Genomic DNA, 13,602 nt, shown 5'->3' with positions numbered 1-13,602 from the left:
CGTCACACGCCCGTGGAGCGCACCGCCGAGGTGTCCACGACCTGCTCGGTGGGCAGCCGCGGGGTGTGCGGCGGGCCGGCGTGCGCCGGGTCCGCGAGCCCCATCCGCAGCACCAGGTACGGGTACCCCATCCCGGCGAGCACCTGGCGCAGGGCCTGCCGGGTTCCCTCCACCTCCACCACGCCGGACAGCGGCACCATCGACACGCCCAGCCGGGTGGCGGTCAGCCACGCCGCGGAGAGCGCCTCACCGGCCCGCAGCCAACTGTCCCGCTCGTCCTCGTCGCCGAAGAGCAGCCCGTACACCGCCGTCCGGTCGTGGCCCTCGCCGACCGGCAGGATGCCGGGGCGGCCGAAGTCCCGGCCCGGCACGGTGGTCTGCGGCGCCTGCTCGGGCAGCACCTCGGGCGGCAGGCCGGTGCCGGTGCCCGTGCGGCTCGTCCAGTAGGCCAGCTCCTCGCGCAGCTGCGGGTCCTCCGCCTCGACCGACCCGGCGTGCGATGCCGCAGCGGCCAGATCCATCACCTGGTCGGCGTTGAGGATCTGCAACCGGGAGCCCTCGGCGGCGACCGCCTTCGTGATGTCGTCGACAGCTCGGGTCGGCACGGGCTCGTCGCTGACCGGCCGCCGGTCGGTGTGCCGGACCTGCATGCACTGCACCGTGTGCATGGCGTCCGGGTCCGCCTCGGCGCGCTTGAGGCCGGTGAGCCGGGCCAGCAGCTCCGGATCGCTCGGGTCGGAGATCCGCTCGACCACGAAGGCCCAGCCCTCGGCAGCCAGTGCCACCCGGGCGTGGTGCAGAGCCGCGCCGCAGCTCAGCGCGACCAGCCGGCCCTCCGGGTCGGCGGCGGACAGCTGGCGTTCCCGCACGACGTGCAGCTCCAGGGCATCGGGCAGGACCCGCCAGCGCCACGGCTGCGTGTTGTGCACCGAGGGGGCGTGACCGGCCATCGCGGCGGCCTCCGCGAGGGCGGTGGTCAGGGAGCGGTCCGGCGTCTCGTGGCTCATCGTCACGACCTTTCGTCTCTGCCCATCGTGCCCCTCCGGGCGGTGCCCCGGGCGGGGTTGCCGCTTCATGGTGCGGCACGGGCTGCCCGGTCGCACGGGTCCGTGGGTCCCGTCCCGTCGGACACTTGCCTCCGCCGATCATGACAGGCGCGGCGGACGATTCGCTCGTTGGCATCCTCGCCGCGCCCCCTGCGGCGACCGCGTCTCTCCAGGAGGCACCGCCGTGATGGTGATCCGCTGCACGGCGGGGGCTGCTTCCACCTGCGCGACTGAGGGGTAGGCAGGGGCCCCTTGTCGACGTCTGTATGACAAGGGGCCCTTCCCTACCCGCGCGGACCTCAGCGCTCGCGGACCACCGCGACCGGGCAGTCGGCGTGCTGGATGAGCTGTTGGCCGACCGAGCCGAGCAGCATGCCGCGCAGCCCACCTCGGCCCCGGGTGCCGACCACCACGAGCTGGGCGTCCCGGCTCGCCTCGATCAGCGCGCGGGCCGGGCGGCCGGTCACCACGTCGACGGTCACCTCGACCTCGGGGAACGCCTCCCGCCATCTCGCCAGCGGCTCCACCAGCGCCGCCCGCTCCGCCGCCACCGCGTCGTCGGGGGCGGGGCCGCCGTCCGTCGCCGGCTCCCAGGCCCGCACCACGTGCAGCGGTACGTGCCGCTGGGCCGCCCGCTCGACGGCGAACCCGAGGGCCAACAGCGATGTCGGCGACCCGTCGACCCCGACCACCACCGGCCCGGCGCGGCCGGCGGCGGCGGCGTCACGGACCACCACCACCGGGCAGTGGGCGTGTGCGCTCACCGACACGGCGGTGGAGCCGACGAGCAGCCCGCCGAACCCGCCGTGACCCCGGCTGCCGAGCACCAGCAGGCCGGCTTCGGCGGAGCGTTCCTCCAGCACCAGCGCCGGCGGCCCGTCGAACACCTCACCGTGCACGGTCAACCCGGGCCGCGCGGCGGCGGCGTCGGAGGCGGCCGTGCCGACCAGCTCCTCCACCTGCCGCCGGGCGGTCTCGTCGGGCCAGATGCCGGGGGCCACCCCGGGGCCGATCCACCCGGCCACGGTCACCCACTCGAAGACGTACGCGAGGCGGACCGGCCGTCCCGTGCGCTCCGCCTCGTCCAGCGCCCAGTTCAGGGCGACGGTGGCATCGGCGGAACCGTCGTAGCCGACCAGGATCTCGTCACTCATCGGGTTCGCCTTTCGTTCGCGACTGCGGGGCTCGCAAGCTCACTCCTCGCGCTCACCGGGTTGGCCTTTCGTTCGCGACTGCGGGGCTCGCAAGCTCACTCCTCGCGCTCACCGGGTCCGCCTTTCGGTGCCTCTGGGGCCGTCTCCCGGATCCAGCGCCACTCGGCCACCCGCGGGTCGTCCTCGCCGAAGCGGCGGGTGTGGTCGCGGCAGGCCTGCCGGGCGTCCACCATCTCCTGGCGCAGGCGCGCGGCCCGGGAGGCCAGGCCCGGCGTCCGGTCGATCACGTCGATCACCAGGTGGAACCGGTCCAGGTCGTTGAGCATCACCATGTCGAACGGCGTGGTGGTGGTGCCCTCCTCCTTGTACCCGCGCACGTGCAGGTTGTCGTGGTTGGCCCGGCGGTAGGTGAGCCGGTGGATCAGCCACGGGTAGCCGTGGTACGCGAAGATGATCGGCTTGTCGCGGGTGAAGATGGTGTCGAACTCGTTGTCCGGCAGGCCGTGCGGGTGCTCCGACGGCGGCTGGAGGCGCATCAGGTCGACCACGTTGACCACCCGCACCTTCAGCCCGGGCAGGTGCTGGCGGAGCAGCTCGGCGGCGGCCAGGGTCTCCAGCGTCGGCACGTCCCCGGCGCAGCCGAGCACCACGTCCGGCTCGTCGCCGTCGTCGGTGCTGGCCCAATCCCAGATGCCCAGGCCGCGCCGGCAGTGCTGGATCGCCTCGTCCATGGTCAGCCAGTTCGGCGCGGGCTGCTTGCCGGCCACCACCACGTTGATGTAGTGCCTGCTGCGCAGGCAGTGGTCCATAGTGGACAGCAGGGTGTTGCCGTCCGGCGGCAGGTAGACCCGGACCACCTCGGCCTTCTTGTTCATCACGTGGTCGATGAAGCCCGGGTCCTGGTGGGAGAAGCCGTTGTGGTCCTGCCGCCAGACGTGGCTGGAGAGCAGGTAGTTCAGCGAGGCCACCGGCTGCCGCCACGGGATGGCCCGGGTCACCTTCAGCCACTTGGCGTGCTGGTTGACCATCGAGTCGACGATGTGGATGAACGCCTCGTAGCTGGTGAAGATGCCGTGCCGGCCGGTCAGCAGGTACCCCTCCAGCCAGCCCTGGCACAGGTGCTCGGAGAGCACCTCCATCACCCGGCCGTCGGGGGAGAGGTGGTCGTCGCCGGCCACGGTCTCGGCGACGAACGCCCGGTCGGTGACCTCGAAGGCCGCGCCGAGCCGGTTGGAGGCCACCTCGTCGGGGCCGAACAGGCGGAACGTCTGCGGGTTGGCGGCGATCACGTCGCGGACCCAGTTGCCGAGCACGCCGGTGGCCCCGGCGATCGGCTCGCCGGGCCGCTCGACGTCGACCGCGTACTCCCGGAAGTCCGGCAGGGTGAGGTCGCGCAGTACCGTACCGCCGTTGGTGACCGGGTTGGCGCTCATCCGCAGGTCGCCCTTCGGCGGGAGCGCGACCAGCTCGGCGACCGGTGCGCCGGTGGCGTCGAAGAGCTCCTCCGGCCGGTAGCTGCGTAGCCAGCGCTCCAGCTCGGCCAGGTGCTCCGGGTTGTCGCGCACCTCGGCGATCGGCACCTGGTGGGCGTGGAACGTTCCCTGCACCTGCTTGCCGTCGACCGTGTCCGGGCCGGTCCAGCCCTTCGGCGTACGCAGGATGATCATCGGCCAGCGGGGGCGCTCGACCGCGCCGCCGGCGCGGGCCCGGCGCTGGATGTCGGCGATCTCGTCGACCGCCCGGTCCAGGGTGGCGGCGAGGAGCTGGTGCACGGTCGCCGGGTCGTCACCGGCGACGACGTACGGCTGGTAGCCGAAGCCGCGCATCATGTCGAGCAGGTCGTCGGTGGGGATCCGGGCCAGCACCGTCGGGTTGGCGATCTTGTACCCGTTCAGGTGCAGGATGGGCAGCACCGCCCCGTCCCGGGCCGGGTTGAGGAAGACGTTGGACAGCCAGCTCCCCGCGAGCGGGCCGGTCTCCGCCTCGCCGTCACCGATCACGCAGGCGACCAGCAGGTCCGGGTTGTCGAACGCGGCACCGTACGCGTGGCTCAGCGCGTACCCCAGCTCGCCGCCCTCGTGGATCGAGCCCGGCACCTCCGGGGCGACATGGCTCGGGATGCCGCCGGGGAAGGAGAACTGGCGGAACAGCCGCTGCATGCCCGTCTCGTCGCGGCTTACGGAGTGGTACAGCTCACTGTAGGTGCCCTCCAGCCAGGTGTTCGCCACCAGGGCGGGGCCGCCGTGCCCGGGGCCGGTGATGAAGATCGTCGGTAGCTTCCGGTCGACGATGATCCGGTTGAGGTGGGCGTAGAGCAGGTTCAAGCCGGGGCTGGTACCCCAGTGGCCGAGCAGCCGCGGCTTGACATGCTCGGGTCGCAACGGCTCCCGCAGCAGCGGGTTGTCCAGCAGGTAGATCTGCCCGACGGTCAGGTAGTTGGCCGCCCGCCAGTACGCGTCCAGTTGGCGCAGCTCGTCTTCGGTCAAGGGACTGTGCAGGTCTACAGCGGTGTCCATGCTGCGTTACCCTCTCGCGGATCGGGGATTTTCGCATCCCGGTGTCCCGGCCTTCCCGGCGCGTCCAGCCTCGTCGCCCATTGGGGGAGCGAGCAGGGTCGTTGGTCCCGGGACGCGAGGGCATCCGGCCCCGGGACGCGTGGGCGTCATGCCCCGTCCGGCGCGGTGGAGACGAGTCCACGGACGACGATGACCGGGGCGGGGGAGTGGTAGAGCAGTGACTGGCTGACCGCGCCGAGCATCCCGCGCAGCGGCTCGTCCCCCCTGCCGGCGACGATCGCGAGCTGCGCCGAGCGGGACCGGTCGACCAGGACGTCGCCGGGGTCGCCGACGACACTGTGGCACTCGGCCCGCACCGAGGGGTGCCGCCGTCCGTACCGGGCCACCGCCTCGGCCAGTTCGGCGCCGGCGTCCTCGGCGGACCCGGCCGTGCCGTCGCCCTCGACCGATCGTGCCGGCTCGGTGATCCGGACGGCGAGCAGCGGGGCCGACCGGCGGGCGGCGTAGTCGAAGGCGAACCCCAGCGCCGTCCGGGAGCTCACCGACCCGTCGACGCCGACCAGCACCGGGCCCTGCGGCGGCGGCTCGGGGCGCACCACCAGCACCGGGCAGCCGGCCTGGGCGGCGAGCTGTACCGCCAGGGCGTCGGCGGGGATGCAGTCCTCGCAGCGGGACATCCCGCCGTCCCCGACGGCGACCAGGAACGCCGACTCGGAGCGGCGGATCAGCGCGGCCAGCGGGGAGCCCTCGACGATCTCCCCGGACACGGGCAGCGCCGGCTCCACCTCGCCGGCCACGGCGGTGGCCCGCTCGATCAGGTCCTCGGCCTCGGCGCGTGGGCCGGCCGCCGAGGGAACCTCCAGGGCCGCCGCCCAGTTGAACGCGTGCAACAGGCTGAGCGGGCGGCCGTGGCTCGCGGCGTCGCGGGCGGCCAGCCGGACGACCTGGAGGGCGTCGTCGTCCGACGAACCGATCGCGGCCACCACCGGCGCGTCGGCGATCGCGGCCATCCGGCCTCACCTCCTCCGGCGACGCGCGGCGGATCCACCTTGCCTGCACCGAGCGTAGTCGCGGCGGCCTGCCACCGGGCCGGGATCGGACCGACCGCCCGCGCGGTGGGCCGGACGGGGTGCCCACCGGGCTGCGGCGGGCACCCCGTCCGCCGTCCGGCGACGGTGCGGTAGACATCGGTCGCCGTCAGCCGACGGTGCAGGGCACCCCGTTGAGCGAGAACGCCGCCGGGAGGCGGTTCTGCCCGGTCCAGCTCGCGAGGAAGCCCACCTCGGCCGTCGCGCCGGCGGGAAGTCGCGCGCCCCAGCCCGGGTTGGTCACCTCGACGGCCGAGCCGTTCTGCCGGTACCCGCCGTTCCACAGCTGGGTGACCTTCTGCCCGTCGGGGAACGCCCAGCGCAGCGTCCAGCCGTCGACCGTCCGGCTGCCGGTGTTGGTGACCCTCACTGCGCCCTGGAAGCCGCCCTGCCACTGGTTGGTGACCGCGTACCCGACCCGGCAGAGCTGCCCCGTGCCGCCGGTCGGGGTCGGACTGGCGGTGCCGGTCGGGCTCGTCGTCGGGCTCACGGTCGGCGAGACGGTCGGGCTCACGGTCGGCGAGACGGTCGGGCTCACGGTCGGCGAGACGGTCGGGCTCGGCGATGCCGTCGCGTCTATCCTCGACGGGTCGACGATGCCCCAGTACGCGGGCTTCGCCTGGAGCTGGGTGTCGAACAGCAGCGGCGCGTCCTTGCGGGTCACCGGGAAGCTGTCCAGCCAGGTGTCGTCGTCGGCCAGCCCCCACAGGGTCACCGACGTCAGCTCGCCGGCGTAACGGCGGTACAGGTCGAAGAAGTCCCGGTACCGGTACGCCTGGGTGCGCAGCAGGTTCGCCGGCGGGCTCGGGTACGACTGGCTGTTGTCGGTGTAGATGCTCACGTCCATCTCGGTGATCTGCTGCTCGACCCCGAGCGGCACGAACTTCTGGATCATCGCCTCGGTCTCGGGCAGCGACGGCCAGTTCACGTTGACGTGCATCTGGTGGCCGACGCCGTCGACCGGCACCCCCTCGGCCCGGAGCTGGGCGACCAGCGAGTACAGCTTGTCGCGCTTGGCCGGCACGTTGGTGTTGTAGTCGTTGACGTACAACTTCGCGGTCGGGGCGACCTCGCGGGCCACCCGGAACGCGGTACGCAGGTAGTCCAGCCCGCTGATCTCGTACCACCGGCTGCGCCGCAGCCCGTCGGCCTGGCTCTCGTCGATCACCTCGTTGGCCACGTCCCAGGTGCCGATCCGGTCGCCGTACCGGCCGACGACCGTGCGGATGTGGTTCTCGAGCCGGCTCAGCAGCAGCGCCCGGTCCTCGGCGGTGGCGGTCATCGGGGTGCCGTCGGCGCGGGTGAACACCCAGGACGGGGTCTGCTGGTGCCAGAGCAGGGTGTGCCCGCGCACCGCCATCGAGTTGTCGGTGGCGAAGTCGACCAGCGCGTCGGCGTCGGTGAACCGGAACTGGCCCTCGGCCGGCTCGGTGGCGTCCCACTTCAGCGAGTTGCCCGGGGTGACCGAGTCGAAGTGCCGGCGCAGCAGGGTGGCGTGCGCCCCGCCGACCTGCGCCATCTCGATTGCCGCGCCGATCGGGAAGTCGTCGGCGAGCACGTCCTTCAGCGCCGGGATGTCGGTCTGCACCGGCGGCGCCGGGACGTACGACACGGTGAGGTCGTCCACGTGCAGCGGGGCGGTCCCGCTGACGGTCTCGACGTACGCGGCGAGGGACTCGACGTCGTACGCGAGGGTGTAGCCGCCGCGCAGCTCGGTCCAGCCGTCCGCCGTGACGGTCGTGGCACCGACCACCTGGTCGTACGAGGCGGTGCCGGCGGTGCTGCGCTGGACGCTGAGCCTGGCCTGGGTGGCGGCCTGCCCGGCGGGGAGCCGGACGAAGACCGAGAGCGTGTAGCGGGTGCCCCTGTCGAGGGTGCCGAGCAGGTTCCGGCTCGGCCCCTGCCAGCTGCTGGTGCGGCCGGAGGCGAGCAGGCTGTACGCGCCGGCGTGGGCGACGGCGGTGCTCGGGGCGACCGTCTCGCCGCCCCGGGGGCCCCAGCCGGTGGCGGTGCCGTCCTCGAAGGTGTCGGCGACCACGATCACCGGGTCGGCGGCGCGGGCGGGGGCGGTGGTCAGGGGTACGGCGGTGGTGAGGGCGGCCAGGGCCAGCAGCAGGCCGCCGGTGGCGAGGCGGCGGCGCGTGGCGACAGCGCGCATGGGTGTCTTCCTTCCGTGGGGTTCGGGGTGCGCCCCCGTCGTCGGCCGGTGGCCGGGAACGGGGGAGCGGACGCGCGGCGGGGGCCGGCATGAGCCCACATGCCGGTCGCGTGTCCTGCTCCACGGACGACGGCGTCCACCCGGGTGCCGTCGATGCGCGTCGATGCTACGCGGGGCCCGGGCCGCGCGCCAAGCGTCAACTTTTGTTGACAGGCGGGTGCTGTCAATGTAAGTTGACGGCATGAGTCAGGCGACGGAACTAGCGGCGGCGGCCGGCAGCACCGATCCCCGGGTCGGTCTGCGCGCCGTGCGCGCCCTGCGCCGGCTCCTCGAACGGCTGGAGGTGGTCCAGGTGGACAACGCCCGACGACAGGGCTGGTCCTGGCAGGAGATCGCCGACGCCCTCGAGGTCAGCCGGCAGGCGGTCCACAAGAAGCACGCCGGGCGACCGGCGGCCCCGAACTCCTGGGAGGCGTGATGTTCGAACGGTTCACCGACCGGGCCCGCGAGCTGGTCCGCCGGGCCCGCGACGAGGCGCGGGCTGCGGGCCAGCGCCCGACCGACACCGAGCACCTGCTGCTCGCCGTCCTCGCCGACGCCGACAGCCTCGCGGCACGGTTGCTGCGCGACGCCGGCATCCGCGCCGACGACCTGCGCGCCGCCGTGGCCCGGCACACCGCCGACGGCGGGGCGGGGCTCGCCGAGGCCGACGTCGCCGCGCTGCGCGAGATCGGCATCGACCTCTCCGCCGTCGTCGCCCGCGTCGAGGAGTCCTTCGGCCCCGACGCGCTGCGCGCCGCCGCCCCGGGCCCGCGCCGCCGCTGGCTCCGCCGGCAGCAGCCCGGCGGAGTGTTCTCACCACGGGCGAAGAAGGTGCTGGAGCTGGCGTTGCGGGAGGCGCTCGGGCTGAGGCACCGGCACATCGGCACCGAGCACATCCTGCTCGGCCTGCTCCGCGAGGCAGGCGGGACGGCCGCCCTGGTGCTCACCGAGGCCGGGCTCGACCTGGCCGACCTGCGTCGCCAGGTGGAGGCCGCCCTGCGGACGGCGGCCTAGAAGGGGAGGGAGGGGCCCTTCCCCGGCCTCCGGTGGGCGGAAGTGGCACCTCCCTCCCCGCAAACCTGTTTTCGGTGCGCGCAACCTCACCGGTCGCCGGGTCGCCGCCCGGTCGGAGTTGCTGCACACTGGCGCCGTGGATGCTGAGCAGGACACGCGTTCGACCGCCGCCGTCGGCGGGTTGCGCTCCGCGGTGGTGGTCAACCCGGTGAAGGTGACCGATCTCGACGAGCTGCGCGAGACCGTCGACGCCGCCCTCACCGCCGCCGGCTGGCCCCAGCCGCTGTGGTTCGAGACCACCCCCGACGACCCGGGCCGAGGTCAGACCGAGGAGGCCGTCAAGGCGGGCGTCGACGTGGTCTTCGCCTGCGGTGGGGACGGCACCGTGATGTCCTGCGTCAGCGGCCTGGTCGGCACCGACGTGGCCCTGGCCGTCCTGCCCCAGGGCACCGGCAACCTGCTCGCCGCCAACCTCGGCCTCTCCACCGACCTGGCCGCCGGGCTGGAGGTGGCCGTCGAGCGGGGACGCCGACAGCTCGACGTCGGCGAGGTCGAGGACAACTACTTCACCGTCATGGCCGGAATGGGCTTCGACGCGCAGATGCTCGACGCCACCTCGGAGACCACCAAGGCCCGCATCGGCTGGCCCGCGTACGTCGTGGGCGCCGCCCGGCACCTGCGGGACCGGCCGATGAGGGTCTCCATCCGCATCGACGACCGGCCGCCGCTGCGCCGCCGGGCCCGCTCGGTGCTGGTCGCCAACGTCGGCCGGCTCCAGGGCGGGCTGACCCTGCTCACCGACGCCGAACCGGACGACGGCTGGCTCGACGTCGCGGTGCTCACCCCGCGTACGCTGCGGCACTGGCTGGCCATGGGCTGGGCGTTGGCCCGGCGCCGGGGCAGCGTGCCCCGGATGGAGGTCTTCCGCGCCCGCAGGGTGGAGATCACCAGCAACCGGCCCCAGCCGCGCGAGCTGGACGGCGACCTCATCTCCCCCGGGCGGCGGCTCGTGGCGGAGATCCGTCCCCGCGCCCTGTGGCTCTGCGTGCCGCAGCCCGAGGAGACGCCTGACCTGTCCGTCGATGCGTCCGCAGCCGGGGAGCGGGGCGAGGAGCTGGTCGAGGAGGCGCGCCGTGAGTAGCACCAAGATGGTGCCGGAGACCCGGCTGATGTCCGACCAGGAGCTGTCGGCCGACGACGCCTGGCACACCCTGCGCCGGCAGGGCGGCTGGTGCCTGCTGCGGGACGCGTTCGTCCGGTTCCGCTACGGCGACGGGTTCAGCCACTCCCGGGCGTTCGCGTTGCAGCTCTGCCTCGCCGTGGTGCCGTTCCTGATCGCCCTCACCGGCCTGATCACCGACCTCGGCGCCGACGCGGGCGGCGAGGTGGTCGCCGACACCGTCCTCGCCCTGACCCCCGGGCAGAGCGATGCGATGGTGCAGGACCTGCTGGTCGACACCGAGCGCACCGAGGACGCCGGCGAGTTGGCGCTGACCCTCGGCCTGCTCACCGGCCTCTTCGCGCTCACCACCACCATGGCGCAGATCGAGCGGGGCGCGAACCGGATCTACGGCGTCGAGCGGGACCGTCCGGCGCTGTGGAAATACCTGCGCGCCGCCGTGCTCGCGGTCGTCGCGGGCGTCCCGGCGCTGACCGGCTTCCTGATCCTCGTCGGCGGCGGGGCGATGGGCGACTCGGTGCGGCGGCACTACAAGTGGGGCGAGTTCGCCCACGGCGCGTGGGACGTGGTCCGCTGGCCGCTGAGCCTCGGGCTGACCGTGCTCGCCGTGGCCCTGCTGTTCCGGCACGCGCCCCGACGCAACCAGCCCGGCCTGTCCTGGCTGTTCTTCGGCGCCGGCATCGCCACCGCGCTGTGGTGGCTGGCCAGCCTGCTGCTCGCCGTGTACGTGCAGGTCAGCGACGGGTTCGGCCAGACGTACGGTGCGCTGACCGGGATGATGGCGCTGCTGCTCTGGGCCAACCTCACCGGGATGGCGCTGTTCGGCGGGCTGGCCTTCGCCGCCCAGCTGGAGGCGATGCGGATCGGCGTGCAGGAGCCGGCCCAGCCGGACCGGTGGCAGCCCGAGGCCGAGCGCGAGGAGATCCACGACACCGGCGAGATGACCTCGCTCTGACCCGTCGGCGACACCCCCGGTGTACGCGCGGCCCGAACCGGGTAAACCGCCTCGCCAGGACAGACAAGGGAGGTGCGGGATGACCGCGGTCAAAGAGGTGGTGCGGCGACCACTCGGCCATTTCGCTGAGCGGAGCATCGCCGGGCTGGCGGCCGTCGCCGGCGCGGGGGTCGCCTTCGGCCTGCTGCTGATGCTCGTACGCTTCCGCTGGAGCCCGCTGAACGACGCCGACCACGAGGTCGCGGAGTGGTTCAACGGGCTCGTCGCGCCGCACGGCGCCCTGGTGACCGTGCTTCAGGCGATCACCGATCTCGGCGGGCGGCCGGTGCTGATCTGGCTGGTCAGCGTCGCCGTGATCGGGCTGCTGATCCGGCGTCAGGCCCGGCTGGCCGTCTACCTGATCATCACCGGGGTCGGCGGGCTGATCCTCGACCCGTCGCTGAAGGCCCTGGTCGGTCGGCTTCGCCCAGTGGTGGACGTGCCGATCGCCAGCGCCCCCGGCAACAGCTTCCCCAGCGGGCACGCCCTCGGCTCGTTCGTCGCGTACGGGGCGCTGCTGCTGGTGTTCCTGCCGGCCATGGCGCCTCGCTGGCGCAAGCCGGCGATCGCCATCGCTGCGGCGCTGGTGGCGCTGATCGGGCTGACCCGGATCGCGCTGGGCGTGCACTACGTCTCGGACGTGATCGGCGGCTGGCTGCTCGGCGCGGCCTGGTTGGGCGTCACCGCGTACGCCTTCCGGCTGTGGCGGCGCGAGCGCGGCCGGCCGGTGCCGCCGCTGACCGAGGGCCTGGAGCCCGAGGCGGGGCACGACATCGCCCCCGCCCCGGCCGAGGAGCACGTGCTGGATCACCCCCGCTCCACCGTCGCCGAACTGCTGGTCGGCTGGGTGCTGGTGTTCGGTGCCCTGTACGCCTTCGGCACGTTCGTCAGCTACCACGCCAAGGACACCTTCTTCGGCACCCTGGACACCGAGGTCCCGCGCTGGTTCGCCGAGCGGCACACCGACACGCTGACCGACGTGAGCTGGTGGTGGAGCAAGCTCGGCGACACCCACGCGATCCTGATCGTCTCGCTGGTCTTCTGCCCGCTGGTGCTCGCCGTGTGGCGGCGCTGGCGGCCGGTGCTCTTCGTGGCGCTGGCGATGTTCGGCGAGCTGACCCTCTTCCTCGCCTCCGCCCACGTCGTCGACCGGCCCCGCCCGCCGGTGGAGAACCTGGACGGGCAGATGCCCACCTCGTCGTTCCCGTCCGGGCACATCGCCGCCACCATCTGCATCTGGCTGGCCATCGCGGTCATCGTGTTCCCCCGCACCGACCGCTGGTGGAGGTGGATCTTCGTGGCCCTGGCCGTGATCATGCCGGTCGGCGTGGCTACCTCCCGGATGTACCGGGGCATGCACCACCCCACCGACTTCATGGGCGCGATCCTGCTCAGCGCCCTGTGGATCGGCCTGCTCTACTGGGCGATCCGCCCCAACGCCGACCTGGCCGAGGGCAATCGGCCGGCCATCTCCTCGGAGCAGGTCGACGAGCTGGACGACGAGCTGGCCAAGGCCGGCCGGCCGGACTGACCCGCGTCATGCTGCGGGTGATGACCTGGAACATCAGGACGGGCGGCCGGGACCGGACAGGTCCCGGCCGGCTGGACCGGGTGGCCCGGGTCGTCACCGCGCAGCGGCCGGACCTGCTGGCCGTCCAGGAGCTGCGCGGCTTCGACTCCGGCGACGTGCTGGCCGGGTTCGCGGCCGAGGTGGGCATGCGGCCGTACCTGGCCCGTTCCTGCCTCGGCCAGCCGGTGGCGGTGCTGGCCCGCGCGCCGCTGCGGGTGCTCGCGGCGGGCCCGGTCCGCCGCCCGTTCCACCACGCCGCCGTACGGGTCACCGTGGCCACCGACGCCGGGCCGTTCACCGTGTTCGCCGCCCACCTCGACCCGTACACCGGGCTGCGGCGGCGAATCGAGGCCGGCTGGCTGGCCGCCGCCGTCCGCCGGGCCCCCGGGGAGCTGGCGTTGCTGGCCGGGGACCTGAACACCCTCGACCCGGGCACCGACCACACCGCCCGGGTCGCCCGGCTACCGCCCGCGTACCGCCGCCGTCACCTGCGCCGGGACGGCCGGACGGTGGAGACCCGGGCGGTGGCCCGACTCGTCGCCGCCGGGCTGGTCGACCTGTACGCGGCGCGCGGGCCCGGCGACGAGGGGCTGACGGCGCCCACCCGGCACGGCGGCGGTGCCGAGTTCTCCGGCATGCGGCTGGACTACCTCTTCGGCACCCGCGCACTGGCCCGGCTGGTCCGGTCCTGCGAGGTGCGGCGCGGCGGCGACACCGAGTACGCCTCCGACCACTATCCGGTGCTCGCCGAGCTCGACCTGAACCCGGCCTGACCGGCACGCCCCGCGCCCCGGCCCGGCGTGCCCTCCCGGGGCGATCGCCTTCGCCGGAGCTTCTACG

General features: G+C 73.7%; 11 protein-coding genes. 6 read left to right on the top strand and 5 right to left on the bottom strand.

Features of this window, described 5'->3' with window-relative positions; genetic code table 11:
- Window positions 1–2 precede the first annotated feature (2 nt).
- The 5 genes from ACH4T9_RS20265 to ACH4T9_RS20245 all read right to left on the bottom strand — a co-directional run bounded on the left by ACH4T9_RS20265 (window position 3) and on the right by ACH4T9_RS20245 (window position 7,962).
- The gene (locus ACH4T9_RS20265; protein WP_396673246.1) at window positions 3–1,007 is read right to left on the bottom strand and encodes an Acg family FMN-binding oxidoreductase; all 1,005 of its coding nucleotides are present in this window, start codon (window positions 1,005–1,007) and stop codon (window positions 3–5) included.
- A 338-nt stretch (window positions 1,008–1,345) separates the two neighbouring features.
- The gene (locus ACH4T9_RS20260) at window positions 1,346–2,200 is read right to left on the bottom strand and encodes a universal stress protein (protein ID WP_396673245.1); all 855 of its coding nucleotides are present in this window, start codon (window positions 2,198–2,200) and stop codon (window positions 1,346–1,348) included.
- Between the two features lie 95 nt (window positions 2,201–2,295).
- Window positions 2,296–4,716 carry a phosphoketolase gene (locus ACH4T9_RS20255; RefSeq protein WP_396673244.1) on the bottom strand — a complete coding sequence of 807 codons (2,421 nt, stop codon included), beginning with the start codon at window positions 4,714–4,716 and terminating at the stop codon, window positions 2,296–2,298.
- Window positions 4,717–4,862: 146 nt separating this feature from the next.
- The gene (locus ACH4T9_RS20250) at window positions 4,863–5,726 is read right to left on the bottom strand and encodes a universal stress protein (protein ID WP_396673243.1); all 864 of its coding nucleotides are present in this window, start codon (window positions 5,724–5,726) and stop codon (window positions 4,863–4,865) included.
- Between the two features lie 187 nt (window positions 5,727–5,913).
- Window positions 5,914–7,962 (bottom strand): endo-1,4-beta-xylanase, encoded by a 2,049-nt coding sequence (locus tag ACH4T9_RS20245; RefSeq protein WP_396673242.1) that lies wholly within the window; start codon window positions 7,960–7,962, stop codon window positions 5,914–5,916.
- A gap of 241 nt (window positions 7,963–8,203) precedes the next feature.
- Here ACH4T9_RS20245 and ACH4T9_RS20240 point away from each other — a divergent pair, with 241 nt between their 5' ends.
- From ACH4T9_RS20240 to ACH4T9_RS20215, 6 genes are all read left to right on the top strand, one after another.
- The gene (locus ACH4T9_RS20240; protein ID WP_350885751.1) at window positions 8,204–8,440 is read left to right on the top strand and encodes an HTH domain-containing protein; all 237 of its coding nucleotides are present in this window, start codon (window positions 8,204–8,206) and stop codon (window positions 8,438–8,440) included.
- Entirely contained in the window at window positions 8,440–9,018 is a 579-nt protein-coding gene (locus ACH4T9_RS20235; RefSeq protein WP_396673241.1) for a Clp protease N-terminal domain-containing protein, read from the top strand. Before ACH4T9_RS20240 ends, ACH4T9_RS20235 begins: the two co-directional genes overlap by 1 nt.
- Window positions 9,019–9,154: 136 nt before the next feature.
- Complete coding sequence (locus ACH4T9_RS20230) at window positions 9,155–10,159, top strand: diacylglycerol/lipid kinase family protein (protein WP_396673240.1); 1,005 nt, start codon at window positions 9,155–9,157, stop codon at window positions 10,157–10,159.
- The gene (locus ACH4T9_RS20225; RefSeq protein WP_396673239.1) at window positions 10,152–11,153 is read left to right on the top strand and encodes a YihY/virulence factor BrkB family protein; all 1,002 of its coding nucleotides are present in this window, start codon (window positions 10,152–10,154) and stop codon (window positions 11,151–11,153) included. The genes ACH4T9_RS20230 and ACH4T9_RS20225 overlap by 8 nt, the downstream gene beginning before the upstream one ends.
- A gap of 79 nt (window positions 11,154–11,232) precedes the next feature.
- A complete protein-coding gene (locus tag ACH4T9_RS20220; RefSeq protein WP_396673238.1) occupies window positions 11,233–12,723 on the top strand; it encodes a phosphatase PAP2 family protein in 1,491 nt (496 codons plus the stop codon).
- Between the two features lie 8 nt (window positions 12,724–12,731).
- Window positions 12,732–13,535 (top strand): endonuclease/exonuclease/phosphatase family protein, encoded by an 804-nt coding sequence (locus tag ACH4T9_RS20215; protein WP_396673237.1) that lies wholly within the window; start codon window positions 12,732–12,734, stop codon window positions 13,533–13,535.
- Window positions 13,536–13,602: the final 67 nt, after the last annotated feature.

It is taken from the genome of Micromonospora sp. NPDC020750 (genome assembly GCF_044334565.1).
Classification (GTDB): Bacteria; Actinomycetota; Actinomycetes; order Mycobacteriales; family Micromonosporaceae; genus Micromonospora.
The sequence above is the reverse complement of the archived record's forward strand: the minus strand, read 5'-3'. Positions and strand labels throughout refer to the sequence as shown.

Bases quoted from the DNA above. Each gene is read 5' to 3' on its own strand.
- ACH4T9_RS20255 (WP_396673244.1), bottom strand. From the start codon at position 4,716: ATGGACACCGCTGTAGACCTGCACAGTCCCTTGACCGAAGACGAGCTG.
- ACH4T9_RS20240 (WP_350885751.1), top strand. From the start codon at position 8,204: ATGAGTCAGGCGACGGAACTAGCGGCGGCGGCCGGCAGCACCGATCCC.
- ACH4T9_RS20245 (WP_396673242.1), bottom strand. From the start codon at position 7,962: ATGCGCGCTGTCGCCACGCGCCGCCGCCTCGCCACCGGCGGCCTGCTG.
- ACH4T9_RS20250 (WP_396673243.1), bottom strand. From the start codon at position 5,726: ATGGCCGCGATCGCCGACGCGCCGGTGGTGGCCGCGATCGGTTCGTCG.
- ACH4T9_RS20260 (WP_396673245.1), bottom strand. From the start codon at position 2,200: ATGAGTGACGAGATCCTGGTCGGCTACGACGGTTCCGCCGATGCCACC.
- ACH4T9_RS20215 (WP_396673237.1), top strand. From the start codon at position 12,732: ATGCTGCGGGTGATGACCTGGAACATCAGGACGGGCGGCCGGGACCGG.
- ACH4T9_RS20265 (WP_396673246.1), bottom strand. From the start codon at position 1,007: ATGAGCCACGAGACGCCGGACCGCTCCCTGACCACCGCCCTCGCGGAG.
- ACH4T9_RS20235 (WP_396673241.1), top strand. From the start codon at position 8,440: ATGTTCGAACGGTTCACCGACCGGGCCCGCGAGCTGGTCCGCCGGGCC.
- ACH4T9_RS20220 (WP_396673238.1), top strand. From the start codon at position 11,233: ATGACCGCGGTCAAAGAGGTGGTGCGGCGACCACTCGGCCATTTCGCT.